25 protein-coding genes are annotated in these 24,655 nt (G+C 75.6%); 11 read left to right on the forward strand and 14 right to left on the reverse strand.

Annotation, left to right across the window (positions count from 1 at the left end):
- Positions 1 to 6: 6 nt before the first annotated feature.
- Positions 7 to 1,011, reverse strand: coding sequence for a siderophore-interacting protein (locus tag ACI78Z_RS15615; RefSeq protein WP_457037450.1), 1,005 nt, complete (start codon positions 1,009 to 1,011; stop codon positions 7 to 9).
- A 105-nt stretch (positions 1,012 to 1,116) separates the two neighbouring features.
- Between ACI78Z_RS15615 and ACI78Z_RS15620 the strand changes: the two genes are divergently transcribed.
- Complete coding sequence (locus ACI78Z_RS15620) at positions 1,117 to 2,115, forward strand: ABC transporter substrate-binding protein (RefSeq protein ID WP_457037451.1); 999 nt, start codon at positions 1,117 to 1,119, stop codon at positions 2,113 to 2,115.
- A 16-nt stretch (positions 2,116 to 2,131) separates the two neighbouring features.
- Here ACI78Z_RS15620 and ACI78Z_RS15625 read toward each other — a convergent pair whose 3' ends face one another.
- The 3 genes from ACI78Z_RS15625 to ACI78Z_RS15635 all read right to left on the reverse strand — a co-directional run bounded on the left by ACI78Z_RS15625 (position 2,132) and on the right by ACI78Z_RS15635 (position 5,400).
- A complete protein-coding gene (locus ACI78Z_RS15625; protein WP_457037452.1) occupies positions 2,132 to 3,079 on the reverse strand; it encodes an EamA family transporter in 948 nt (315 codons plus the stop codon).
- Positions 3,080 to 3,125: 46 nt separating this feature from the next.
- The gene (locus ACI78Z_RS15630) at positions 3,126 to 3,530 is read right to left on the reverse strand and encodes a VOC family protein (RefSeq protein ID WP_457037453.1); all 405 of its coding nucleotides are present in this window, start codon (positions 3,528 to 3,530) and stop codon (positions 3,126 to 3,128) included.
- Between the two features lie 70 nt (positions 3,531 to 3,600).
- Positions 3,601 to 5,400, reverse strand: a complete 1,800-nt coding sequence (locus ACI78Z_RS15635) for a BCCT family transporter (RefSeq protein WP_457037454.1) — start codon at positions 5,398 to 5,400, stop codon at positions 3,601 to 3,603.
- A 256-nt stretch (positions 5,401 to 5,656) separates the two neighbouring features.
- Between ACI78Z_RS15635 and ACI78Z_RS15640 the strand changes: the two genes are divergently transcribed.
- The 4 genes from ACI78Z_RS15640 to ACI78Z_RS15655 are packed head-to-tail and all read left to right on the forward strand — an operon-like array spanning position 5,657 to position 8,265.
- Positions 5,657 to 6,034, forward strand: coding sequence for a hypothetical protein (locus ACI78Z_RS15640; protein ID WP_457037455.1), 378 nt, complete (start codon positions 5,657 to 5,659; stop codon positions 6,032 to 6,034).
- 21 nt (positions 6,035 to 6,055) lie between these two features.
- The gene (locus ACI78Z_RS15645; RefSeq protein WP_457037456.1) at positions 6,056 to 6,859 is read left to right on the forward strand and encodes a thioesterase family protein; all 804 of its coding nucleotides are present in this window, start codon (positions 6,056 to 6,058) and stop codon (positions 6,857 to 6,859) included.
- 45 nt (positions 6,860 to 6,904) lie between these two features.
- On the forward strand, positions 6,905 to 7,798 hold the full coding sequence (locus tag ACI78Z_RS15650; protein WP_457037457.1) for a mechanosensitive ion channel family protein: 894 nt from the start codon (positions 6,905 to 6,907) through the stop codon (positions 7,796 to 7,798).
- On the forward strand, positions 7,795 to 8,265 hold the full coding sequence (locus tag ACI78Z_RS15655; protein WP_457037458.1) for a hypothetical protein: 471 nt from the start codon (positions 7,795 to 7,797) through the stop codon (positions 8,263 to 8,265). The genes ACI78Z_RS15650 and ACI78Z_RS15655 overlap by 4 nt, the downstream gene beginning before the upstream one ends.
- 4 nt (positions 8,266 to 8,269) lie before the next feature.
- Here ACI78Z_RS15655 and ACI78Z_RS15660 read toward each other — a convergent pair whose 3' ends face one another.
- The 3 genes from ACI78Z_RS15660 to ACI78Z_RS15670 form a co-directional block, all read right to left on the reverse strand.
- Positions 8,270 to 9,298, reverse strand: a complete 1,029-nt coding sequence (locus ACI78Z_RS15660) for a zinc-dependent alcohol dehydrogenase family protein (RefSeq protein ID WP_457037459.1) — start codon at positions 9,296 to 9,298, stop codon at positions 8,270 to 8,272.
- A 192-nt stretch (positions 9,299 to 9,490) separates the two neighbouring features.
- Positions 9,491 to 10,069, reverse strand: coding sequence for a gamma carbonic anhydrase family protein (locus tag ACI78Z_RS15665; RefSeq protein WP_457037460.1), 579 nt, complete (start codon positions 10,067 to 10,069; stop codon positions 9,491 to 9,493).
- 767 nt (positions 10,070 to 10,836) lie between these two features.
- Positions 10,837 to 12,237: a DUF222 domain-containing protein gene (locus ACI78Z_RS15670; protein ID WP_457037461.1), complete on the reverse strand. Its 1,401-nt coding sequence runs from the start codon at positions 12,235 to 12,237 to the stop codon at positions 10,837 to 10,839.
- A gap of 129 nt (positions 12,238 to 12,366) precedes the next feature.
- Between ACI78Z_RS15670 and ACI78Z_RS15675 the strand changes: the two genes are divergently transcribed.
- Positions 12,367 to 12,939, forward strand: a complete 573-nt coding sequence (locus ACI78Z_RS15675) for a YdeI/OmpD-associated family protein (RefSeq protein ID WP_457037475.1) — start codon at positions 12,367 to 12,369, stop codon at positions 12,937 to 12,939.
- Here the strand turns inward: ACI78Z_RS15675 and ACI78Z_RS15680 are convergent, their stop codons facing one another.
- From ACI78Z_RS15680 to ACI78Z_RS15705, 6 genes are all read right to left on the reverse strand, one after another.
- Positions 12,940 to 14,397 (reverse strand): APC family permease, encoded by a 1,458-nt coding sequence (locus ACI78Z_RS15680; protein ID WP_457037462.1) that lies wholly within the window; start codon positions 14,395 to 14,397, stop codon positions 12,940 to 12,942.
- A 75-nt stretch (positions 14,398 to 14,472) separates the two neighbouring features.
- Complete coding sequence (locus ACI78Z_RS15685) at positions 14,473 to 15,480, reverse strand: C40 family peptidase (protein WP_457037463.1); 1,008 nt, start codon at positions 15,478 to 15,480, stop codon at positions 14,473 to 14,475.
- 198 nt (positions 15,481 to 15,678) lie between these two features.
- Complete coding sequence (locus tag ACI78Z_RS15690; RefSeq protein WP_457037464.1) at positions 15,679 to 16,167, reverse strand: hypothetical protein; 489 nt, start codon at positions 16,165 to 16,167, stop codon at positions 15,679 to 15,681.
- 143 nt (positions 16,168 to 16,310) lie between these two features.
- Positions 16,311 to 16,613: a hypothetical protein gene (locus ACI78Z_RS15695; protein ID WP_457037465.1), complete on the reverse strand. Its 303-nt coding sequence runs from the start codon at positions 16,611 to 16,613 to the stop codon at positions 16,311 to 16,313.
- Between the two features lie 303 nt (positions 16,614 to 16,916).
- Positions 16,917 to 18,305: a metallopeptidase TldD-related protein gene (locus tag ACI78Z_RS15700; RefSeq protein WP_457037466.1), complete on the reverse strand. Its 1,389-nt coding sequence runs from the start codon at positions 18,303 to 18,305 to the stop codon at positions 16,917 to 16,919.
- A 34-nt stretch (positions 18,306 to 18,339) separates the two neighbouring features.
- The gene (locus ACI78Z_RS15705) at positions 18,340 to 19,854 is read right to left on the reverse strand and encodes a TldD/PmbA family protein (RefSeq protein WP_457037467.1); all 1,515 of its coding nucleotides are present in this window, start codon (positions 19,852 to 19,854) and stop codon (positions 18,340 to 18,342) included.
- Between the two features lie 94 nt (positions 19,855 to 19,948).
- On the opposite strand from ACI78Z_RS15705, the gene ACI78Z_RS15710 reads away from it, so the two are divergent.
- Together ACI78Z_RS15710 and ACI78Z_RS15715 are read left to right on the forward strand one after the other, a co-directional pair.
- The gene (locus ACI78Z_RS15710; protein ID WP_457037468.1) at positions 19,949 to 20,275 is read left to right on the forward strand and encodes a hypothetical protein; all 327 of its coding nucleotides are present in this window, start codon (positions 19,949 to 19,951) and stop codon (positions 20,273 to 20,275) included.
- Between the two features lie 45 nt (positions 20,276 to 20,320).
- Positions 20,321 to 21,184 carry an MBL fold metallo-hydrolase gene (locus tag ACI78Z_RS15715; RefSeq protein WP_457037469.1) on the forward strand — a complete coding sequence of 288 codons (864 nt, stop codon included), beginning with the start codon at positions 20,321 to 20,323 and terminating at the stop codon, positions 21,182 to 21,184.
- A gap of 61 nt (positions 21,185 to 21,245) precedes the next feature.
- Here the strand turns inward: ACI78Z_RS15715 and ACI78Z_RS15720 are convergent, their stop codons facing one another.
- Positions 21,246 to 22,541, reverse strand: a complete 1,296-nt coding sequence (locus tag ACI78Z_RS15720; protein ID WP_457037470.1) for an amidohydrolase family protein — start codon at positions 22,539 to 22,541, stop codon at positions 21,246 to 21,248.
- Between the two features lie 64 nt (positions 22,542 to 22,605).
- Between ACI78Z_RS15720 and ACI78Z_RS15725 the strand changes: the two genes are divergently transcribed.
- From ACI78Z_RS15725 to ACI78Z_RS15735, 3 genes are all read left to right on the forward strand, one after another.
- Complete coding sequence (locus ACI78Z_RS15725; RefSeq protein WP_457037471.1) at positions 22,606 to 23,277, forward strand: DedA family protein; 672 nt, start codon at positions 22,606 to 22,608, stop codon at positions 23,275 to 23,277.
- Entirely contained in the window at positions 23,274 to 23,942 is a 669-nt protein-coding gene (locus ACI78Z_RS15730; protein ID WP_457037472.1) for an HAD family hydrolase, read from the forward strand. The genes ACI78Z_RS15725 and ACI78Z_RS15730 overlap by 4 nt, the downstream gene beginning before the upstream one ends.
- Positions 23,939 to 24,655 (forward strand): alpha/beta hydrolase family protein (locus tag ACI78Z_RS15735; protein ID WP_457037473.1); only part of this gene is annotated, 717 nt, incomplete at its 3' end. The genes ACI78Z_RS15730 and ACI78Z_RS15735, both read left to right, overlap by 4 nt.

Below are 24,655 nucleotides of genomic sequence, written 5' to 3' on the forward strand. Positions count from 1 at the left end.
CCGCCCTCAGCCCGCGACGCCCTCGCGCCAGTAGCCCATGAACGCCACCGACGCGCGGGGGACGCCGAGGTCGCCCACCAGGCGGCGGCGCAGCGTCTTCACCACCCCGGCCTCCCCGGCCAGCCAGGCGTAGCAGCCCGAGGCGGCGTCCGGATCCGGCACCTCCCAGAGCAGCTCGTCGCCGACCTCCTCCGGCGGGGCGGCCGGAGCGGAGGCGATGCCGAGCTCGCACAGCGCGGCGTGCACCGCCGGCACCAGCCGCGAGCCGCGGGCCGCGCCGTCCCGCGGCAGCCAGCGCAGCGTCGCCCCGGCGGGCAGGGCGACGTTCATCGCGTCGCCGGCCTCCGGCACCTCCAGCAGCGCGGTCACCGAGCGCGGGCTGCGTCCACCGGTCCGACTCCGCGCCTCGGTCCGCTCCTCGCTCGCACCTCGCTGCGATGCTCCCTCGGCTGTCGTCGGACGGCTCCCCAGGGACTCGAGGATCGCGCAGACCGCGGGGACGGCGGTCTCGTCGCCGGCCAGCACCAGCGTGCGGGCGGCCGGTGGCGGCGCCCACTCCACGCCCCACGGCCGGCCGGCGCCGGGGCGGTCGGGGCCCAGCAGGGTGATCCGGTCACCGGGCACCGCCACGGCCGCCCAGCTGGCGGCCGGGCCGGCGTGCCCGTCCTCGACCCCGTGCAGGACGACGTCCACGTCGAGCTCGGCGCGCTCGGGCCGGACCGCCCGCACGGTGTAGGTGCGGATGACCGGACGGTGCTCCTCGGGCATCGCGCAGTAGTCGGGGTACCAGTCCTCGCCGCGGTCGCGCAGCCGGTCCAGCCCGGCGTCGTCGCGGGAGAGCACCAGCTTGAAGCGCTGGTCGCAGCCGGCCGCGCCGAACCCGGCCAGCTCCGGCCCGGTGAGCGTCAGCCGCACGAAGCTCGGGCCCAGCCGGCGGACGGCGGCGACGGAGGCGTCGAAGAACTGCCAGGCGGGGGCGGCCACGGCCTCCGGCCGCGCGGTGAGCGTCATGCGTCGTCCCCCCGTCCCGGCCGGCCCGTGCGGCGACCTCCTTAGGTGAGGCTAACCTGAGCGCCCAGTCGGGGGAACACCCCGGACCCGTTCGGAGGAGATCCGTTGCAGCGCAGAACCCGCCGCCTGGCCGGCGCCACCCTCACCCTGGCCGCGTTGGTCGCGACGGCGGGCTGCGCCGGCGAGAGCGCCGAACCCGCCACGGCCGCCGAGGAGGGCGGCTGGAGCTTCACCGACGACCCCGGGAACACCGTCGAGCTCGACGCGACACCTGCGCGGGTCGCCGGCCTCAACGACGTGGTGGCCTCGCTGTGGAACTACGGCGTGGAGCCGGTCGCCAGCTTCGGGCAGACCTCCGCGGCCGACGACGTCGCGTTCGCGGGCAAGGACCTCGCCGAGCTGGAGATCGTCGGGGAGAGCTACGGGCAGATCGACCTCGAGCGGCTGGCCGCGGCCGATCCCGACGTCATCGTCACCTCGGTCTACCCGACCGACTCCTCGGGGACGATCGACGAGAGCCAGCCGCTCTACGGCTTCGAGTCGCTCCAGCAGCAGGAGCAGGTCGCCGAGATCGCCCCCGTCGTCGCGATCGCCTACCGCGGCTCGGCCGCCGACGTCATCGAGCGGACCGTGGCGCTCGCCGACTCCCTCGGTGCCGATGCCGAGGTCGTCGACGCGGCCCGCGAGGACTTCCGGGCGGCGTCGGCGGAGCTCACCGCGGCCGGCGAGCGCGGGATCACCGTGCTGCCGGTCTACGCCACGGCGAGCGAGGGCTGGTGGATGGGCAAGGCGCCCGACGACCCGTCGCTGCGCCTGTACTCCGACCTCGGCGTCGACTTCGTCGACCCGGGCGGCGACACCTACTTCTGGGAGTCCGTCAGCTGGGAGCAGGTGACCGACCACCCGAGCGACGTGATCCTGTACTCGCTGCGCGGCGGGGAGACCCCGGAGCAGATGCGCGCCCAGCCGACCTACACCCTGCTGCCGGCGGTGCAGGCCGGCCAGGAGCACCCCTGGAAGTACATCGGCATGGACCACAGCGCCCAGGCGGCGTACATGACCGAGCTGGCCGGCTGGCTGGACGCGGCCCGGAAGGTGACCTGAGCGCGGGACGCGCGGCTCAGGCGGGGGCCGGCTCCGGCACGGGAGCCGGCCCCCGCGCCGTCCGGGCGGTCTGCGCGAGCGCGATCCCGCCGAGGACGACGAGGCCGCCGAGCACCTGCCAGCCGGACAGCACCTGCTCCACCCACAGCCAGGCCACGACCGAGGCCAGCACCGGCTCCACCGTGGCGATCAGGCCGGCCGTCGTCGGCGGCAGGTGCCGCAGCGCCGCCAGCGACAGCCAGAACGGCAGCGCCGCCCCGAGGACGACGATCCAGCCGACCAGCACCCACAGCGGCAGCTCGAGCGACCCGAGGGAGACCGGCACGGGGACGCCGAGCGCCGCGGGGTCGAACGGCCAGAACGGCGCGGCCACCGCCCAGAACAGCGCGGCCGCGACGAAGCTCCAGCAGGTGAGCACCACCGGGTCGCGGGTGGTCGTGCCCCGCTCCCCCATCAGGTAGTAGGTCGCCAGGCACAGGGCTGCCGCGAGCGCCGCGGCCACCCCGCCCGCGTCGAGCGAGCCGCCGCCCTGCCACACCTCGGCCACCAGGACCAGCCCCGACAGCGACAGCCCGAGCGCGGCCCACAGCCGGCGGCGGACCCGCTCCCCGCGCACCAGCCACACCCACAGCGCGATGAACACCGGCGCGGTCATCTCGAAGACCAGGGCGATGCCGACCGGCAGCCGGCCGATCGCCACGTAGTAGAGGCACTGGGTGAGCGCGATGCCGACCACCCCGAAGGCGGCCAGGAAGGGCACCTCCCGCCAGGACACCCGGAGCCGCCCCGGCGCGACGACGCCGAGGACGGCCAGCAGGACCACCGCCGCCCCGCCGCAGCGCAGCGCGGTCAGCCACGGCGCCGGGACACCGGCCTGCAGGGCAAGGGTGGAGACGGTGCCGTTGACGGCGAGCAGGCCCGCGGCGCCGACGGTCAGCGCGGAGCCGAGCGGAGGACGGGGCACGAGGACGACGGTAGCGACCGTCACGCTCCTAGACCCCTACCGGGGGTCACTGCACCGCGGCGGGGTCCATCCAGGCGACCTCCCAGACGTGGCCGTCGGGGTCGGTGAAGCTGACCCCGTACATGAACCCGTGGTCCTGCGCCGGCATCCACGGCTTCCCACTGGAGGCCAGCGCCCGCGCCAGCAGGTCGTCGGCCTCCTCCCGGCTCCCGGCCGACAGCGCGTTGAGCACCGTGGTCGACCGCGCCGGGTCGCCGATCCGGTCCGCGTCCGGGACGAAGTCGGCGAACCGGTCGCGGGTCAGCAGCATCACCACGATGTTGTCCGCGACGACGACCGCCGCCGTCCGCTCGTCGGAGAACTGCTCGTTGAAGCCGAAGCCGAGCCCGCCGTAGAAGGCCTTGGCGGCGGCCAGGTCGGCCACGGGCAGGTTGACGAAGATCCAGCGCACGGTGTCCTCCCGTCGTCGCGGGGGCCCGGTCGGCCCCGTCCCAGGTACAGACGGGGCCGACCGGCCGGACTCATCGGCCGCGGCCGGAGACCGGCGCTGCGGCGTCGGCCGGGCGGGGCTCGGCGGCCGCGGGCGGGGTGGTGCCGGTCGCGGTGTCCGGGACGCCGTCGCGGTCGGCGTCCGGCGCGGGCTCGACCACCAGCACGAAGTCCTCGCCGTGCCGGGTGATGCCCTCGACGACGGCCTGCTCGACCGCCTCCACGGCGGCGGTGTGCCGCAGCATCATCGGATCCGAGCGCACGTCCTTGGCCAGTGACACCGCCAGCCCCACCATCACCAGCGCGAAGGGCAGGGCGGCGATGATGGTCAGGTTCTGCAGCCCGGTGAGCGCCTCGTCGCCGCCCACCAGCAGCATGATCGCGGCTACCCCGCCCATGACGACGCCCCAGAAGACGACCGTCGGCCGACTCGGCTCGAGGGTGCCCCGCTCGGACAGCGACCCCATCACGATCGACGCGGCATCGGCCCCGGACACGAAGAAGATGGCGACGAGCACCATGACCAGCACGGTCATCAGCGTGGCCAGGGGGAACCCGTCCAGGACGCCGAAGAGCTGGCCCTCCGCGGTCGCCTGCCCGCCGATGCCGGCACCGCCCCGCTGGGCGGCGATCCCGGCCCCGCCGAAGACCGCGAACCAGACCAGGCTCACGACGCTCGGCACCAGCAGGACACCGGTGACGAACTGCCGGATGGTGCGGCCGCGACTGATCCGGGCGATGAACAGACCGACGAACGGCGTCCAGGAGATCCACCACGCCCAGTAGAAGACGGTCCAGCCGCTGAGCCACTCGGCCAGGGCGTCGCCGCCGCTGGCCTCGGTCCGGGCGGCCATCTCGCCGAGGTCGGCGACGTAGTTGCCGAGCGTCGTCGGCAGGAGGTCGAGGATGAAGACCGTCGGGCCCGCGACGAACACGAACACCGCCAGGACCAGCGCGAGCACCATGTTCGTGTTGGCCAGCCACTGGATGCCCTTGGCGATGCCGGTGACCGCCGAGGCGACGAAGGCCGCGGTCAGCACCGCGATGATCCCCACGAGCAGCCCGTTGCCGACGTCCCCGGCCCAGCCGAGGATCTCCGCGCCGCTGCCGATCTGCAGCGCCCCGAGCCCGAGCGAGGCCGCCGACCCGAACAGGGTCGCGAAGATCGCCAGGATGTCGATGACCTTGCCGGCCGGGCCCTCGGTGCGTCGCGCCCCGAACAGCGGCGCGAAGGCAGCGCTGATCAGCTGCCGGCGGCCGCGCCGGAAGGTGCCGTAGGCGATCGCCAGACCGACGACGGCGTAGATGGCCCACGGGTGCAGCGACCAGTGGAACAGCGTGGTCGCCATCGCGGTCTCCACGGCCTCGGGCGACTCGGCTGCGACGGTGCCCGGCGGCGGCGAGACGTAGTGCGCCAGCGGCTCGGCGACGCCGAAGAACATCAGTCCGATGCCCATGCCGGCGCTGAACATCATCGCGATCCAGGAGACCGTCCGGAACTCGGGTGCCTCGTCGTCCCGGCCCAGCGGGATGCGCCCGTACCGGCTCGCCGCCAGCCACAGCACGAAGACGACGAACGCCGACGCCAGCAACACGAACAGCCAGCCGAGGTTGTGCATCACCCAGCCCAGGGCCGTGCCGCTCGCGCTCCCGAGACCCTCCGGCGTCACGAATCCCCAGGTCACGAAGCCCAGGGCGACGACGGCGGCGATGCCGAAGACGACCCGGTCCAGCGCCGCCCCGCGGTCGGCCGGCGACGGCGGTGGCTGGGCGACGGCGGGGTGGACCCCCGCGGCCCCGGGTGGATCGGTGTGTGGTGGTGTCGTGGTCACAGGTGTCCGTGGCGCCGGTGCCGGCGCACCTCCCTCTCTCGCTCGACGTCGGACGCCGCCGGCACCGGGGCGCCGACGGCAACCCGTCCACGGTAGGGACCTCGTGGGACGGGCGCGGCCCCGCCGGCAGCTGGGCGGGACCGCCTCGAGAGGACGACCGGTGCCTGTGTGCCCGCCCCGGGGGCCGGGCACACACCGGGGCGAGGTGCCGCCCGGCCGGGACGGCGGCGCCGCGACAGGGGGAGGGCACCGAACCGTGAGCGAACCGCGTCCGCCCTGGTCGGCCCGGCGTCGGCGGCTGCTGGTGGGGCTGGTGGTGGGTGCGGTCCTGGGCGGGCTGGGCGCCGTCGGCCTGCCCGGCGAGTACGGCGTGACGGCGGGCTTCGTGGCCGCTCTCTGCGCCTTCCTCCTCGTGGTCGCCCTGGTGGTGTTCATCACCGTCCCCGGGCCCGACACCCTGGGCACCCTGTTGCGCACCTCACCGCTGGCCGGCGCCTCGCTCGTCGTCGCCGTCCTGCTGGTGCTGGCCAACCCGACCGGGTCCTCGCTGCGCTGGCTGTGGGTCGCCGCCGCGCTCGCTGCCGGGGCGTGGACGGCGTTCGCCGTCTGGGAGACCCGCCGTTCCGGCGGCTGACCGCGGCGGCAGACTCCCGACGTGACCGCAGGCCTGCCCACCGCCCTCTACGTCCCCGACGGCGACGGCTTCGTCGCCACCGAGCTGACCATCGGCCCGTGGGACTCGGGGCTGCAGCACGCGGGCCCGGTCGCGGCGCTGCTGCTGCGGGAGGCCGAGCGGGTCACCGACATCCCGGAGGGGCAGACCGTGCGGCTGGCCTTCGACATCCTGGCGCCGGTGCCGGTGGGGCCGGTGCAGGTCAGCGCCCGGGTGCTGCGGCCCGGACGGCGGATCGAGCTCGTCGAGGCGGTGCTGACGACCGGCTCCTCCCCCGCCCACCCCGCGCGGCCGTCGATGCGGCTGACGGCCTGGCGGATGCGGACCTCCGCGGTCGAGGGGACGCCGGACGCCGCCGTGCCGATGCCCGGGCCGGAGCAGAGCCGCCCGGAGACGGCGGACTTCTTCACCACCGACGTCGCCTACCACCGCGCGCTGGACTGGCGGTTCGCGCACGGCTCCTTCAACGCGCCCGGACCGGCCGCCGCGTGGACCCGTCCGCTATGCACCCTGGTCGAGGGCGAGCCGATGAGCCCGCTGCAGCACCTGCTGGTCATGACCGACGCCGCCAGCGGCATCTCCGCCGTCCTGGACTGGCAGCGGGCCACCTTCGCCAACGTCGACCTCACCGTGGCGCTGGTCCGGCCGCCGGCCGGGGAGTGGCTCGGCGTCGACGCCGTCACCACGATCGGCCCGGCCGGCGCCGGGCAGTGCTTCGCCGACCTGTACGACACCCGTGGCCGGATCGGCCGCTCGGCGCAGGCCCTGTTCGTCGCTCCGCGCTGACCAGGGATTGGCGTCGCCGACGTCCGCCGAGGAGGCTGGGCACCGATGGAAGCACTGGACCCCCTGCTGACCTGGCTCGCCGGGCGCGGGCTGGAGATCGCCCTGCTCGTCCTGGGGTCGGTGCTGCTGGCCCGGTTCGTCGCCTGGGTCGGCGAGAAGATCACCGACCGCATCGACGCCCGCGCGACCGGCGGCGACGCCCTAGTGCGCTCCGAGGCCGCCAAGCACCGGCACTCGCTGACCCAGGTGATCACCTGGACGCTGATCGTCCTCATCTACGCGATCGCCGTGTTCGCCGTCCTGGAGCGGGCCGGCATACCGATCGGCGGGCTGGTGGCGCCGGCGACCGTGCTCGGTGTCGGGCTGGGTTTCGGCGCGCAGCGGATCGTCGGCGACGTGCTGGCCGGCTTCTTCATCATCACCGAGCGGCAGTACGGCTTCGGGGACGTCGTCTCGATCCAGGTGGTCGGCGGGGTCGAACCGGCCGAGGGGACGATCGAGGACGTCACGCTGCGCGTCACCCGGCTGCGCTCGGTCAACGGTGAGGTGATCACGCTGCCGAACGGGCAGATCGTGAAGGTCACCAACCTGTCCCGCGACTGGGCGCGCGCCGTCGTCGACGTCCCGGTGCCGACGACGGTGGACGTCAGCCGGGTCAACGACATCCTCCGGGAGGTGGGCGCCGAGGCCTTCCGCGACCAGCGGCTGCGCCCGCTGCTGCTCGACCCACCCAGCGTGATGGGGGTGGAGACGATCGACCTGGAGCAGGTGAACGTGCGCATGGTGGCCCGCACGCTGCCCGGCAAGCAGTTCGAGGTCGGCCGCGACCTGCGCGCCCGGATCGTCCTCGCCTTCCACCGCGCGGGCCTCAACGTCCCGGCGCCCACGGCGGCCGCACCGTCCGCCGACCTCTCGCCGTCCTCGGACGGTGCGCGGTGACCACCCCGGGAACCAACGGCCCGGACGAGACGGCCCCGCAGGTGACGGTGAGCACCGCGCCGCCGGCCGCCCCGCGCCGCTGGTGGTCCTCGGTGCCGCACCACCTCGGCCGCGCGCGCACCTCGACCGTCGTCCTGGCCCTGTTGTTCGTCGGGCTCTACGCGCTGTACCTCAACGTCCGCCCGCCGGACCCGACGGCCGTGACGACGCCGGCGCAGGAGTCGACGGTGCAGACACCGGCCCCCTCGGACCCACCGCTGCTCCCGACCGGGACCCCGGAGCCGACCACGACGGCGCCTGCGCCGACGACGACACCGGGGACGTCCGCCCCCACCCCCACGCCTCCGGCGGAGACGACCGGGGAGGTCCCCGCGGAGTCCACCGCGCCCACGACCGCGGACGAGGGGACGACGGCGCCGGTGCCGACGACCGCCGCGCCGACCGCGACCGGCGCCCCCGGCTCCTGACCGCTCAGAAGCGGGTGACCACCGCGATGCCCGGATCACGGCCGACCGCGGCCAGCGCGGCGCCGGCGTCGTCCAGGGGCAGCTCGCGGGTGACCAGCGCCTCCGGCCGCAGCCGGCCGGCGGCGATCAGGCCGAGCATCGCGGGATAGGTGTGGGCGGCCATGCCGTGGCTGCCCAGCACCTGCAGTTCCCGGGCCACGACGAGGTCCATCGGCACGGCGGGTCGGCCCTGCGCGGGCGGCAGCAGGCCGACCTGCACGTGCCGGCCCCGCGGACTGAGGCAGCGCACCGAGTTCTCGCAGGTGACCGCCGCGCCGAGGGCGTCGAGGGAGACGTGCGCGCCCCCGCCGGTCAGCTCGGCCACCGTGGCCGGGACGTCGTCGCCGCCGTCCACCGTGTGCTCGGCACCCAGGTCGGCGGCCAGCCGCAGCGCCGCCGGGGAGACGTCGACGGCGACCACCCGGGCGCCTGCGGCCACCGCGACCTGCACCGCCGAGAGCCCCACCCCGCCGCAGCCGTGGACCGCGACCCACTCCCCCGGTCGCACCCGCGCCACCTGCACCACCGCCCGGAAGGCGGTGGTGAAGCGGCAGCCGAGGCTGGCGGCGGTGACCGCGCCGAGGTCGTCCGGCAGCGCGACGAGGTTGACGTCGGCGGCGTCCAGGGCGACGTAGCCGGCCATCGAGCCCCAGTGCGTGAAGCCGGGCTGCGTCTGCCGGGTGCACACCTGCTGCTCCCCGGCCGCGCACTGCGTGCAGCGGCCACAGGCGTTGACGAACGGGACGGTCACCCGATCACCCGCCCGCCAGCGCCGCACGTCCGCACCGACCGCAGCGACGGTGCCGGCCAGCTCGTGCCCGGGCACGTGCGGCAGGACCACGTCCGGGTCGTGTCCCTGCCAGGCGTGCCAGTCGCTGCGGCAGACCCCGCTGGCGTCCACCCGGACGACGACGCCGCCGGGTGCCGGATCGGGGTCGGGGACCTCCCGCACGGTCAGCGGGCCACCGAAGGTCTCGAACACGAGTGCGCGCACCCCGGCAGCCTCTCCCAGGCAGCTCTCCCGGCTGCGGGCGAGGTCGCCCTCACCGTGCCCGGCCGGTGCCGCGGGAACGGCCGCCGGACGTGCGCACGGGCGCGGCCGCCGAATGGCACCACGACGCCGAGCAGCGCGCCCGCGCCGAGCCGTCCGGTTCACGGCCCCCCGCGGGAGTTGCTGGGTGCGGCGTCAGTCCGGCGCGTCGCCGGGGGTCTGCCCCGCCGGCGGCAGCGGTCGGCGGACCACCGGACGGACCTTCCGGGCGCTGTCGAGCCGCTCGGTGTAGCTGGCCGCGTTGCCGCGGATGTGCTGCAGGTCGTCGTCGGTCGCCTGCCGGATCACCTTCGCGGGGACGCCGGCGACGAGCGAGCCCGGCGGCACCTGCGTGCCCTGGGTCACCACCGCGCCGGCGGCCACGATCGACCCGGAGCCGATGTGCGCACCGTTCATGACGACGCTGCCCATGCCGACCAGGACGTCGTCGTCGACGCGGGCGCCGTGCAGGACGACACGGTGCCCGACGGTCACGCCTCGACCCACGACCAGCGGGTAGCCGGGGTCGGAGTGCAGCGTGCAGCCATCCTGGATGTTGGAGCCCTCGCCGATCTCGATCACCTCCGCGTCGGCGCGCGCGACAGCGCCGTACCAGATGCTCGACCGCGGGCCCATGGTGATGGCGCCGACCACGACGGCCGTCGGCGCGACGAAGGCCTCGTCGTCGATCTTGGGGGACCCGAACGGCAACTCGGCGATGTAGTTCTCGGCCACGGGCGACAGCACAGCACAGGGTCGTCGCTGCCGCACCGGGGTCGCGCTCCCCATCGCGTTCCACGGTCGACTCCCGGCCACCGCGCCGCTCCGAGAGCCAGTAGTACGGGGGTTCGGTGACGGCGGTCAGGCCGGTGGGGGTGGTGACGGTCAGGGTGCCCTCGGGGGTCAGCGCGTAGGCCCAGCCGGGTGCCTGGTGATTGCCGCGGTGGTTGGTGGTGCAGAAGCCGGCCAGGTTGGCCGCGGCGGTGGGCCCGTCGGGGTGGGGCCGGACGTGGTCGAGTTCGCCGGCCCGGGGAACCCGGCGGCGGCAGCCGGGAAACCGGCAGTGCCGGTCCCGGGCCCGCACGAACCGGTCCAGCGCGGCGTCCGGCCGGTAGCCGTCGGCGCGGCCGGGCGGGCCCAGGCCGGGACGCCCGGTCAGATCGTGCCCGCAGGCCTGCGGGCGGCACCGGCACGCGGGCCGGCCGCAGTGCCCGGCGCGGCGCAGCCCGGGCAGGTCGGTGAGGGTGAGCAGGGCGCCGGTGGTCGCGTCGGTGACCGCGATCCGCGGCCGGTCGGCCAGCCCACCGCCGCCCGTGGCGTCGAGGGCGGCGATTGCGTCGCTGGCGGCGCTCACCCGCCCGGCCGGGCTCGCCTGCCATCTCGCCTCGTCGGCGGCGTCGGCGCGCCGGGCGGTGCGCACCGTCCGCTGCGCTGAGCCCAGGGCGAGCCCGGCGGCGTGCCGCCGCCCCGGCGTCCGCCACGGCGCGGTCCGCGGCCGCCCACTAGCCCGAGCCGGGGGTGGCCGCGGGTGAGGCGGGCGGGTGCTCGGCGCCGGGATCGGGCGGAGAGGGGTCGTGGTCGTCGAGCCACGCGCACGCGTCGGTCCACGGGCCGGCGTCCCATCCGTCCGGCTCGCCGAACCCGCCGGTGTCCTCACGTTCAGGCCACGGGTCGGGGTCCCACCCGGCTGACTCGGGTGGCGAAACGGGGAACCAGCCAGGATCAGCGGGCGCGGGCGCGGGGTCGTCGCCGAAGCCCTGGCGCACCAGCTCATCGAGCCACCGGTCGAAATCGGCGTCGCCGAGCTCGGCGGCGGCCCGCTCGACCGGGCCGCCCACGGAGTCGTCCGGCTCCTCCCTGACCTCAGCGAAGACGGCGAAGACGGCGGGATCATCGGCGGGTGCCACGTCGCCGGCGGCGTGGGTGTCGGTCTCATGGGTGGCGTCCTCGTCGGCGGCGACCGGGACCGGGTCCAGGCCGGCGAAGGCGCGGGCCAGTTGGCGGGCCATCTCCGCCGGCACCGCCACGCCGTCCACCTCCCCCAGGGCGTCCCCGCCCAGCGCGGTGTGCACCGAGGCCACGATGGTCAGCAGCGCCTGCACCGGCGGCCGCTCGGACTCCCCGGGCCGCAGCACCAGATCCAGCAGACAGTCCACCAGCTTCTCTCCGCGGCTGCGGGCATCCCCTGGCTCTGGCTCGAGGGCGTCCACATGGGCCGACAGGGCCCGGTACAGCGCCTGCGCCTCCGGCGTGGCGCACACCACCGTCAGCGCCGACAGTCCCGCGCTGCGCTCCGGGCGCACCGTGATCCCCCGCGCCCGCAGCGCCCGGGCCAGGTCGCGGGCGGCGTCGCGGGCGTTGTGTCGCGCGACCACCCGGCGCACCCGGTCGCCCAGCGCGGCCGGGGTGGTCACCCGCCCCCGCGCGGCCATCCAGGCCAGCAGCTCGGCCTCCACCCGGGCGCGGGTGGCGTCGTCAGCGATCGGCGCCACGTGCTCGATCAGCGACCACAGGTGATCCGGGTGCAGCAGCCCGCCCTCCAGCGCATCCAGCACCCGGGGCAGCCGGCCCACCAGGGTCAGCGACCGCGCCAGTTCCGCCTCCGCCTTCTGCACGGTGATGTCCAGCGCGATCGACAGCTCCTGGGCCGCCCACTCGCTCACCGGACGCAGCACCTCCGGCCGCACCGCCCACCGCTCCGCGCTCATCGCCCCGCGCTCACCCTGCTGACGGTCGGTGGACGCCGGCCGGGACGCGGCGAACGCCGCCACCGCCCGCGCGCGCAGCGCCGCCTGCCGGGACATCTCCCGCGCCGCGGCCTGCACCGCACCCAGCGGCCCGGCCGCCCAGCCCACCCCGGGCGCGGACCAACCCCGCGTGCCGGCGCCCGCCCCATCCTTCACGCGTTCGATCGTATGTTCGACAAAGGAGCGGTGCAAGAGGAAACTGCAGCTCAACCGGTCAACGATGGCGCGAATCAGGCGCCATGGAGCGAGGTGGAAGCCTTCCGCATCGCGCCGGCCGCCGTCAGGATGGCCGCCGTGACCGTGCCGACCGACCTCCCCGTGCTGACCTTCGCCGACCGGGCGGCGCTGGAGGAGTGGCTCGAGACCGAGCACGCGACCGCACCCGGGCTGTACGTGCGGCTGGCCAAGAAGGGATCCGGCGTTCCCTCGGTGACGTACGCCGAGCTGGTCGAGTCGGGGCTGTGCTTCAGTTGGATCGACGGGCGGTCGCAGCGCCTGGACGACACCTCCTACCTCCAGCGGATCACCCCGCGCCGGCCGCGCAGCGTGTGGTCGCAGAAGAACGTGGCCGCGGTCGAGGCGCTCACCGCCGCCGGCCGGATGCGCCCGGCCGGGCTGGCCGCGGTCGAGGCCGCCCGGGCCGACGGCCGCTGGGAACGGGCCTACGCGGGCCCGGCCACCGCCACGGTGCCCGAGGACCTCGCCGCCGCCCTGGCCGCCGAGCCCGCGGCGCAGCGGGCCTTCGACGACCTGGACGGCCGGAACCGCTACGCCCGGAAGGACCCTCCTACCCCCCACCGCTCGCAGGCTCGCGGCGGGACCCTGCAGGAGGGCCGGGAAGGTCGCCGTCCCTACTGACTACTCGGCGACGCCTGCCCGCTCGGCCCAGAACCGCGCGTCCCGCCAGCGCCACAGCAGCATGAGGACGACGCCGGCGACCATGATCCCCACGCCGATCACCAGCGGCGGCCCGAGCCCCAGCCAGGCCGCGCCGGTGTAGCTGTTGGCGGGGTCGGCCAGGTCCCGGACCGACAGCGCGAGCAGCCAGAGCAGCAGCCCGGCGCCGACGAGCGGGCCGACGCCCAGCAGCAGCAGGTCGCGCAGGCTCCGGGTCAGCCGCCGCCGGAACCAGACCGCGCAGGCGATGCCGGTGAGCGCGTAGTAGAGCGCGATGAGCAGCGAGAGCGCGGTGATCGAGTCGAACAGCGCGTTCTCCGACACCGCGCTGACGCCGAGGTACCAGACCACGGCCACGCCGGCGACCCACCAGGTGGAGACGTCCGGCGTCCGGTGGCGCGGTGAGATCGACCCGAACCGCGCCGGCAGCGCCGCCCGCCGGGCCATCGACAGCCCGGTCCGGGACGCCGGGATGATCGTCGTCTGCGTGGAGGCGATGGCCGAGGTGGCGACGGCGAGCAGCACCACCCAGTCCCAGCCGCCGAGCACCTGCTCGGACAGCAGCGCGAACACCGCCTCCTCCTCGTCGGCGTTCTCCGCCAGGTACCCCGTCCCGGCGAAGGAGACGACGGCGACCGCGACACCGAGGTAGGTGAGCACCAGGACGACGGTCGCCAGCACGCCGGCCCGGCCGGGGGCGGTACGGCTGTCCCGCGTCTCCTCGGTGAGGTTGACCGCGGACTCCCAGCCCCAGTAGGCGAAGACGCCGAGCAGCAGCCCCCCGGTGAGCGCCGCGCCGCCGGCGCCGAACGGGTCCAGCCAGGACCACGCGGGGTCCAGCCCGCCGAACGGGCTGTCGCCCCCGAGCCCGCGGACGAGCGCGACGACGGTGAAGACCGCCAGCGCCGCCGTCTGCGCGGCGATCAGCCCGTTCTGCACCCGCGCGGACAGCTCGGTGCCCAGCACGCACAGCGCGGCCATGAGCACGATCACCAGCACGCTGAGGCCCAGGACGACGGGCGTCGAGGACTCCCAGCCGTCCAGCCCGGCCGCGAGCAGGGAAAAGCGGACGCCGACCTCGGCGAGCGACCCGATCACGAGGACGCCGGTCATCGCGATCGCCCAGCCGCCGATCCAGCCGGCCCACGGGCCCATCGCCCGGGTGACCCAGGAGAACGTCGTCCCGCAGTCGGGGTCGTCCCGGTTGAGCGCGGCGAACGCGCCCGCGACGAGCAGCATCGGCACGAACGAGGCCAGCAGGACGCCGGGCGCGTGCACGCCCACCAGCGCCACGAGCGGCCCGATCACCGCGGCCAGCGAGTAGGCGGGCGAGGTCGCGGCCAAGCCGACCACGAGGGCGCCGCCGAAGCCGATCGCGTCGGGACGCAGGGTGGGCGGGGACTCTGCAGCCCGGGTCACGGTCCGCGAGGCTACGGCTCCCCCGCGGCGCAGGAGCCGGCCCCCCCTGCAGGGTCCCGCGGGAGCGGCCGGTCGTCAGAGGACGCGGCGGGCGCCCACGTAGCCGCCCATGTCCACGCTGGTCACCGCGACGGGGACGCCGTGCGTGCGGGCGTGCACCATCTTGCCGCCGCCGATGTAGATGCCGACGTGGCTGATCGGGGAGTAGAAGAAGACGAGGTCACCGGGCATGAGCTCGCTGCGCGACACGGCGACGCCCATCCCCGCCTGGGCGCGGCTGGAGTGCGGCAGCGAGACGCCGGCGGCGGCGTAGGCGAAGCCGGTCAGCCCGGAGCAGTCGAAGCCGTCGGGGCCGGTGCCGCCCCAGACGTAGGGGTCGCCGACCTGCGCCAGGGCGGCCGCGAGCACGGCCGCGACGTCGCCGCTCGGGGCGGCGGCCACGACCGCGTCGGCGTCCGCGGTGAGCGCCGGCCCGGCGACGGCGGTGCGGACGGCGGCCTGCTCGGCCGCCGAGAGGGCCGCGTAGTCGCTCTCGTACTGCTCCTGCCGCGCCTCCACCTCGGCCCGCTGGCGCTCCAGCTCCGCGAGGGCTGCGGTGGCCTGCGCCGCGGCGGCGTCGGCGTCGGCACGGGCCTGGTCAGCCGCGCGCTGGGCCACCGAGACCTCGGCGAGCAGCCCCTCGGTGTGGGCGGCGATGAGGTCCAGGGTGGTCATCTGCTGGACCACGTCGGCCGCGGACTCGGAGGTGAGGAAGGCGGCCATCCGGGACTGCGAGGTGCCCGCGGTCTGCGCGATGGCGGCCAGCCGTGGCGCGTAGCCGGCGAGGACCGCCTCGGCCTCGGCGGCGGTCGCCGCGGCAGCTGCCGCGGCCTGCTGCTGGGTGGCGACGGCCAGCTGGGCCTCGTGGAGTTGCTCGTCGAGGGTGGCCAGCTCACGGCCGGCCTCGGCGACCAGCCGCGCGGCCTCGTCCGCGGTCGTGGGGGTGGCGCCGGCGGTGGCCGGGGCCATCAGCACGGTGACCGCGGCGGCGACGGCCAGCGTGGCCCGCGACCAGCGTCGGCTCGTCGTCCGGTTGCGGCCCATGACCGGCCCCCTCTCGCCGCGCCCCGTCCTGGGAAGTGGACGGTGTTCCGAGCGCGTGAACACGCACGGTAAGGGCGCAACGTCAAGGGGTAGGGTTCGGCGCGCGGGTCCGGGACGAGGGCGGGCGACTCATCCGTCACACCCGTCCCGCGGGACCCGCGCGTCCCGGCAGGACCGCCGTCCTGTCGGGGGTGTGCGCTACCGCGGGCGCGGCGGGGCGGAGCCAGCGGGCAGGCGGTCGGGCGCGAGGGGGACCAGCCGGTCAGCCACCGCGCCGGTCACGAAGGAGTAGACGGCCTTGCCGCCGATGTCGACGACCTGGTCGCGGCGCGACCAGGTCCACGGGGGTGCCCCGACGCCGGTGGCGTTCTCCAGGGTCTGGTCGGTGGCCAGCCGCACCGACGTGTGCCAGGCCGACGCGCGCCAGCCGCGCAGCCCGCTGGCCGACCACACGCCGCGCAGGGCACCGACGAGCGCGCCGGTGCCCCAGTGCATGAGGTGGTTGCGCACCGGCGGGCGCGCGGATCCGGGCAGCCGTCGGCCCGTGGTCAGCGCCGTGAGGGTGCGCCCGGGCACGTAAGAGTTCGGCCGGTGCGTGACCGACTGCTCGGCCTTCTCGGCCAGCGTCATCGCTGCAGTGCCGGCCAGGCCGGCGAAGGCGCCTCGGAGAGCAGCTCGTCCCAGCATGGAGGCGCCCTACCCGGGCGATGCCTCGGCGGAACCGCGGCGTGTGCCGGCGGCTCCGCCCGAGGCTGGTGACGTGCTGGAACGGCCACCCTTCAGGGGCCCGCGCCGAGCATGCGAGGCGTGGGGGGAAGGGTGGCCCTCTCTCAGCCGGCGAGGGGCTCCGGGGCGTCGAGGCTGGCGACCATCCCCAGGTCCCGCACGATGGCGCCGAGCTCGTCGGCGGTCCACGGCTCGCAGCAGTCGCAGCCGCCGTCGCGGTAGCTCGCCAGACCGATCAGGCCCTCGGTCTGGTCCTCGGCGACGGCCAGGGTGCCGGTGGTCGGGTGGCGGTGACAGGCGCACGCCGAGACGCACAGGCCCAGGCCCCAGCCGGACACCACGACGGTGTGCCCGTCGTTCCACACCCTGCCGACCTGGAAGACCGACGGCTTCTGAGTCCTCGTCACGGGACCTTCCCCTCACCGTTCCGGCTGCGCCGGAGCCCGTCTGTGGCCGGGCGGACGAGCTGTCCACCCGGTGCACGTTTCGGCGTGCGCGCGGAGTGGTGAAGCCGAAGGTCGCTCACTCCGCAGCACAGACGGTAGGCGGACGTACGCGCAACGTCATGGCGCCATGCGCGACGACTGTGACGGACCGGTCGCCCCACCCCCACCGGTCACAACCGCCCCACGTGTTCGGGTCCCGGGACGCCCGGCCTCGTCCCGGGCCCGCCCTGAGCCTGCGAAGGGTGGGGAGGACGGGGTCCTTCCTCAGCTGGCGGGCGACACCGAGCTCATGTTGAAGTCCGGCACCCGTACGGCCGGCATGGCGGCGCGCGTGAACCAGTCGTTCCACTCGCGGGGCAGGGTCCGTTCGGTGCGGCCGGCCTGGGTGATGCGGCCGAGCAGGTCGACCGGCGACTCGTTGAACCGGAAGTTGTTCACCGCGCCGGTCACCTCCCCGCCCTCGACGAGGAAGACGCCGTCGCGGGTGAGCCCGGTGAGCAGCAGCGTCTGCGGGTCGACCTCGCGGATGTACCAGAGCGTGGTGAGCAGCAGGCCGCGGTCGGTGGCGGCGACCATCTCGTCCAGCGACTCCGTGGCGCCCGGCAGCTCGAGGACCAGGTTGTCGACGGTGGCGGTGGCCGGCGCGGTGGTCTTCAGCGCCCACGCGCGCGGCCGGATCAGGTTGGTGAGCACGCCGCCGGAGATCCACTCGACGGCCGGCGTCGCCATGCCGTTGTCGAACACCGAGGCCGACCCGGACGAGCCGCTCACCACCTGGAACGGGCAGGCCTCCAGGCCCGGCTCGAAGGGGTCGCTGCGCAGCGTCAGCGGCAGCGCGGCCAGCCGCTCGCCGATCCGGTTGCCGCCGCCGGGCTTCGCGTAGACGTTGCGGCCCTCGTCGGCGTCGCGGGCCTCCATGGTCCAGTGGGCGTAGATCATCAGGTCGCTGACCGCCGAGGGCGGCAGCAGCGTCTCATGGCGCCCGGCGGGCAGGTCGACCCGGCGCTGCGACCAGCCGAGCTTGCGCTGCACGTCGCCGACCAGGTCGGCCACCGACACGTCGAGGAAGTCGCGGGTACCGACACCCGCCCACACCGAGCGGCTCATGTCGCCGCTCTTGCCGTTGAGCTCCACGCGGCCGCTGGGCTGGTCGTGCCGCAGCCGCAGCCCGGTGGACGTCCCGAGGTAGGTGGTGGCCATGCCGTGCTCGGCGTACCCGAACAGCAGTTCGCCGCGGTCGCGCGCGCCACCGAAGGCCTCCCCGAGCGCCGGGGCGAAGTCGCGGAAGACGCCGATCGAGGTCTCCGCGGCATCGGCATCCCAGTCGCCGGCGCCGGGCGGGGCCTCGCTGACCAGCGGGACGGCGTCCTCGGCCGGTCCGGCGTCGCGGGCGGCCTGCTCGCTGGCGGCCACCAGCTCCTCGACGTCCGGGCTGCCGGTGCGGGCCACCGTGCCGGCCGCCATCCCGGCGCCACCGTCGAGGAACGAGATCACGACGACCCGGCGGGAGCGCATCGACCCGTTCGTGGTCAGGCTGTTGTTCGCCCAGCGGAGGTTGGCCTCCGAGCTCTCCACCACGAAGGCGACCTGCCCGTCGGCGGTGGAGGCGGCGAGCGCCTTCTCGACGACGTCCTGCGGCCGCGACCAACTCATCGTCCCGCTCCTCGCTCGCTGGCGCTCGTACCGCTCATCTCCCGGCCTCCTGCGCCGTGTTCAGGATGTTGACGTCCTCGAACAGGGCGACCGGGCAGCCGTGGCTCACCGGGGCGACCTGCCCGGGCTGGGCCTTGCCGCAGTTGAACGCGCCGCCGAGCAGGTACGTCTGCGGGCCGCCGACGACGCGCATCGAGCCCCAGAACTCCGTCGTCGTCGCCTGGTAGGCCACGTCGCGGAGCTGGCCGGCGAGCCGGCCGCCCTCGATCCGGTAGAAGCGCTGGCCGGTGAACTGGAAGTTGTAGCGCTGCATGTCGATCGACCAGCTCTTGTCGCCGACGACGTAGATGCCGCGCTCGACCCCCGCGATGACCTCGTCGGTGGACGGGCCATCGGGCGCCGGCTGCAGCGAGACGTTGGCCATCCGCTGCACCGGCGTGTGCTGCGGAGAGTCGGCGAAGGCGCAGCCGTTGGAGCGGGCCATGCCGCCGAGCCGCGCGGTGTTCCGGTCGACCTGGTAGCCGACCAGGACGCCGTCCCTGACGATGTCCCACTGCTGTCCGGCGACGCCCTCGTCGTCCCACCCGACCGTGGACAGCCCGTGCCGGGCGGTGCGGTCACCGGTGACGTTCATGATCGCCGAGCCGTACCGGAGGGTGCCCAGCCCGTCGACGGTGGCGAACGAGGTGCCGGCGTAGGCGGCCTCGTACCCCAGCGCCCGGTCCAGCTCGGTGGCGTGCCCGATCGACTCGTGGATGGTCAGCCACAGGTTCGACGGGTCGACGACCAGGTCGTAGCGGCCGGCCTGCACCGACGGCGCCTTGGTCTTCTCCCGCAGCAGCTCGGGGATCTCGGCGATCTCGGCGCGCCAGTCCCAGCCGGTGCCGGTCAGGTACTCCCAGCCGCGGCCTGCGGGCGGCGCGATGGTGCGCATGCTCTCGAAGGCGCCGGTGCCGCGGTCGACGGTGAGCGCGGTGAGGTCGGGGTGGACGCGCACCCGCTGCTGGCGGGTGCGGGTGCCGGCGGTGTCGGCGTAGTACTTCTGCTCCTTGACCGACTGGCAGACGGTCTGCACGTGCTCGACGCCGTCGGCGGCCAGCAGCTGCTCGGACAGCTCGGTGAGCAGCCCGGTCTTCTCCGCGTCGGGGACCTCGAACGGGTCGACGTCGTAGTCGGACACCCAGACCGCGTCGGGGTACACCGGCTCGGGAGCGAGCTCGACGCGGTCGCTGTTCACCGCCGCAGACACCTGCGCGACGGCGACCGCCTCCTCTGCCAGCCGGACGGCCTCAGCCGCGGTGAGGACGACGCCCGCGGCGAACCCCCACGTGCCCTCGTGGACCACGCGCACGGCCAGGCCGAGGTCCTCGCCGTCGGCCAGGGACTCCAGCCGGGCGTCGCGCAGGCTGATCGACTGGGTGCGGATCCGCTCCACCCGGATGTCTGCGTGCTCGCAGCCGAGGTCGACGGCCCGGGTGAGGGCGGCGTCGGTCAGCGCGGAGAGCGGGAGGGCGAGGAAGGACGCGTCCACGTCGCGGGAGGCAGCCACCGCCCCTGTCTACCAGCCGGGGACGACGCCGCCGCCGACCGCGCCGGGTGGGGTGGGGTCCTCCGACCACCGGCCCGGGTCCTAGCCTCGCGGGATGCGACGGAGCCGGACCTGGGTCGTCCCGGCGGCCGTCCTGACCCTCGCCGCCTGCGGGGGCAGCGGGTTGGACCGGGCGTCCACCGAGGCGTGCGACGTGCAGGCCGCCTGGATGGACGCCGGGAGCCCCGCCGACCAGCGCGCCGAGGTCACCGCCCGGATGAGCCGCCTGCTCGAGCAGTCCGACGGGACCCCGCTGGCCGACCCCGTCGAGCGGTTCCGCGACACGCGCGAGGAGGACCTCGACTACGCCGCGGTCGTCGAGGCGGGCGCCAACGTCCTCCGGGCCTGCATCGACCACGGCTGGGAGCCCGCCGAGGGCTGACCCGCCGCGCCGCGTGGCCGCCGGGTGACCGGGGTAGACGCGGGCATGGCTGCGTCCCCACCACCGTCCCCGTCGTCCCCCGCCGACGACGTCACGCTGACCTTCGGCGGGAACGCCACCACGCTGCTGCGGCTCGGCCCCTTCACCCTGCTCACCGACCCGAACTTCCTGCGCCGCGGGCAGCGCGCCTACCTCGGCAAGGGGCTGTGGACCAAGCGCCTGACCGAACCCGCGCTGCAACCGACCGAGCTGCCGTCGCTGGACTCGATCCTGCTGTCACACCTGCACGCCGACCACTGGGACCGGATCGCCACCCGTACCCTCGACCGCGACACCCCCGTCGTGACGACGCAGGCGGCCGCCCAGGCCCTCGGCCGCCGCGGCTTCCGGGAGACCGTCGACCTCCGGCCCTGGCAGCGGCACCAGCTCGACCGGGACGGCGCGACGCTGCGGATCACCTCGGTGCCGGGGGTCCACGGCCCCCAGCCGATCGCCAAGCTGCTGCCGCCGGTGATGGGCAGCGTGCTCGAACTGGTGCGGGACGGTGAGGTGAGCTGGCGGGGCTACATCAGCGGCGACACCGTCTTCCGCCCGGAGCTCGGCGAGGTGCTGGAGCGCTGCGGGCCGCTGGACGTCGTCATCCCGCACCTCGGCGGCACCAAGGCGCTCGGCTTCACCGTCACGATGGACGGCCGGCAGGGGGCGGACCTGGTCGAGCTGCTCAAGCCGCCGGTGACCGTGCCGGTGCACTACGACGACTACGACCGGTTCGCCTCACCGCTGGGCGACTTCGTCCGCGAGGTGGCCGCCCGCCGCGCGCCGGGCGAGGTCCGCGCCGTCACCCGGGGCGAGACGATCTCCCTGCGCCCCTCCGGGGCGCACCACGGCCCAGGGCCGTCCCCGACCTGAGCTGAGCCCTTCCGCCGCACCGTCCCCAGGTGCCTTTCGGGCGCGCAAGGCACCTGGGACCTCAGGCCGCGAGGCGTCTCGCCCGGTCGGCGACCTCGGTCCGCAGCTCCTCGGCGTCCACCGTCGTGCAGACGCCGTCGCGCACCACCTGCCGCCCGCCGACCCAGGTGTCGCGCACCAGCCGCGAGGTGCCCGACCAGACCAGGTGGGTGAGCAGGTCCGGCAGGCTGAGCACCGGCTCGAAGCCGAGGTCGCGGGTGTCGACGTGCACCAGGTCCGCCCGCCGGCCGACGGCGAGGCAGCCGAGGTCCGGGCGGCCGATCGCGCCGGCCGCGGCGCCGGTCGCCAGCCAGAACGCCTCGGCGGCGGTCAGCGCGGTCGCCGAGCCCTCACGCAGCCGGGCCAGCCCGGCGGCCAGCCGGACGTCGGCCAGCAGGTCCAGGCCGTCGTTGGACGCCGGCCCGTCGGTGCCCAGCCCCACGCGGATGCCGCGGTCGAGCATGGCCCGCACCGGCGCGATCCCGCTGGCGAGCTTGGCGTTGCTGGCCGGGCAGTGCGCGACCGCGACGTCGTGCTCCCGCCACAGCTCCAGGTCGCCGTCGTCGACGTGCACGCAGTGCGCCGCCAGCACCCGCCCGCCCAGGACGTCGTGCGCGGCCAGCAGCGCCGGCACCGACAGCCCGTGCGTGGCCAGCAGGCCGGCGCCCTCGCCGGCGGTCTCGGCGACGTGCAGGTGCAGCAGCAGGCCGTGCTCCCGCGCCGCGGCCGCGGCGTCGCGCAGCACCGGCAGGGGGAGCGTGTAGGCAGCGTGCGGGCCGAGGCCGTACTCGACGGCGCCGTCGGTGGGAGCGGATGTCGCCAGCGCGACGGCGCCGGCCAGCTGCTCGGCCAGCGGCGGCATCCCGGGCAGCGGCAGCAGCGGGGTGGCGACGACCGCTCGGGCGCCGGTGCGTCCGACCGCGGCGGCGATCCGCTCCGGCGAGAAGTACATCTCGACGCTCGTGGTGACCCCACCGCGCAGCATCTCCGCCGATGCCGCGGTCATCGCCACCTCGACGTCCTCGGGCGTGAGCCGCGCCTCCCGCGGCCAGATCACCTCGCGCAGCCAGCGCTCCAGCGGCAGCCCCTCGGCCTGCCCGCGGAACAGCACCATCGGCGCGTGCGAGTGGGTGTTCACCAGCCCCGGCAGGAGCACCCCGGGGACGGCGACCCGCTCGGCGTCCCCGGCGTCGGGCGCGTCGGCAGCTGGGCCGACCCGGGTGATCACGCCGTCCTCGACGTCGACCACGGCGTCGGGCACCACCGTGCCCGCGCGGTCCCCGACGACGACGGCCCGGGCGGTGAAGCGCTGGCGCATGGGTGGCGAACCTACCTCCGCCGCTGCCCGGTGCCGCCCGGAGCGCGCCGTTACCGTGGGGCGCATGTCGATCCTCGCCGCCGCCTCCTCCGACGAGGGCGGCATCACCGGCTTCCTGCTCGACATGGTCGAGCGGCTCGGCGCCGTGGGGGTCGGCCTGTCGATCCTGCTGGAGACGGTCATCCCGCCCATCCCCAGCGAGGCGGTGCTCGGGCTGGCCGGGGTGCTGATCAACGACGGCCGGATGGCCGTCGTCCCGGTGGTGCTGTTCGCCACCCTCGGGTCGGTCCTGGGCGCGGTCTTCTTCTACTACGTCGGCCGGGCCCTCGGTCCGCGCCGTTCGCACGCCTTCCTGGACCGGTTGCCGCTGGTGGAGACCGCGGACGTCGACAAGACCTTCGCCTGGTTCGAGCGGCACGGGCGCTCGGCGGTCTTCTTCGGCCGCATGGTGCCGATCGTGCGCAGCTTCATCTCCGTCCCCGCCGGCGTCGTGCGCATGCCGTTCGGGCAGTTCCTGCTCTTCTCCGCGGCCGGCAGCCTGATCTGGAACAGCGTGCTCATCGGCCTGGGCGTGGCGGCCGGCGACTTCGTGCAGGCCAACCTCAAGTACCTGGACTACGCCGTCGTCGCCGCCTTCGCCCTGGGCATCGGCTACCTGGTCTACAAGCGGGCCAAGGACGTCCGCCACCACCGCCAGGCCCCCCGCGCCGGCACCGACGAGAGCCGGTCGGCATGACCGCGCGGCGCCCGGAGGTCGTCGCCCTCGACGTCAACGAGACGCTGCTCGACCTGGGCCCCGTGCGGGCCGCGCTGGTCGAGCTGGGACAGCCGGCCGAGCTGCTGCCCACGGTGTTCTCGCGCACGCTGCTCACCGGGTTCGCGGCCGCCACCGCCGGCACCTGGTGCCGGTTCCGCGACGCCTTCGACGCCGCCCTGGCGCAGGAGACCGACCTCGGCGAGGCCGAGCGGGCGCAGGTCGTCGGCGCCTTCCTCGAGCTCGCCCCGCACCCGGACGTCGAGCCCGCACTGCGCCGGCTGGTGGAGGCGGGCGTCCGGGTGGTGACGCTGACCCACGGCTCGCCCGGCGTCGCCGAGGCCGGGCTGGAGCGCGGCGGGATCGGTCCGCTCGTCGAGCGGTCGCTGTCCAGCGAGCTGATCCGCGCCTGGAAGCCCGCCCGCGAGGTGTACCTGTGGGCCGCCGGGGTCTGCGACGTGGAGCCGGCGCGCCTGGCGCTGGTCGCCGCGCACGGCTGGGACGTCCACGGCGCGCTGCGGGCGGGCCTGACCGCCGCCTGGTTCCCGCGCGCCGAACGCGCCTACCCGGCCGTCTACGACCCCGCCGCGCTCGTCGCCGGGGACCTGGCCGGCGCGGTCGACGCGCTCCTCGCGCTCCCTGCATGAGCGAGGTCGACACCCCGCTGGGTCCGGCCCGGGTCACCGCCACCGAGCCGGCGGGCGCCGCCGTCGGCACGCTGGTCCTCGGCCACGGGGCCGGCGGGGGCATCGGGTCGGCCGACCTGGCCGCCGTCACCGCCGACGCCGCGGCAGCCGGCTGGCGGGTGCTGGGCGTCGACCAGCCCTGGCGGGTGGCCGGCAAGCGGATCGCGCCGGCGCCGCCCCGCCTCGACGAGGGCTGGACGGCGGTGCTCGGCGCACTCCGGGACGACGGCCGGCTGACCGGCCCGCTGGTGCTCGGCGGCCGCAGCGCGGGGGCCCGGGTGGCCTGCCGGACGGCGGCCGCGCTGGGGGCGGACGGCGTGCTGTGCTTGGCCTTCCCGCTGCACCCGCCGGGCCGGCCGGAGCGCAGCCGGGCCGGCGAGCTGACCGCCGTCGAGGTCCCGCTGGGCGTCGTGCAGGGGGAGCGGGACGCCTTCGGCCGCCCGGAGGAGCTCGCCACCGTGCTGACCGGCCGGCCCGGCGCGTCGCTCTACGCCGTCCCGGGCGACCACGCCCTGATCCGTGCGCCGGACGTCGTCGCGCTGGCCGCCGCCGACTGGCTGGGGGGGGGGGGGGGGGGGGGGGGGGGGGGGGGGGGGGGGGGGGGGGGGGGGGGGGGGGGGGGCGCGGGGGCGGCCGCGGCGCGGCGCGCCGGGCGGGGGCCGCGCCCCGAGGCG

This window comes from Geodermatophilus sp. SYSU D01176 (assembly GCF_054050015.1).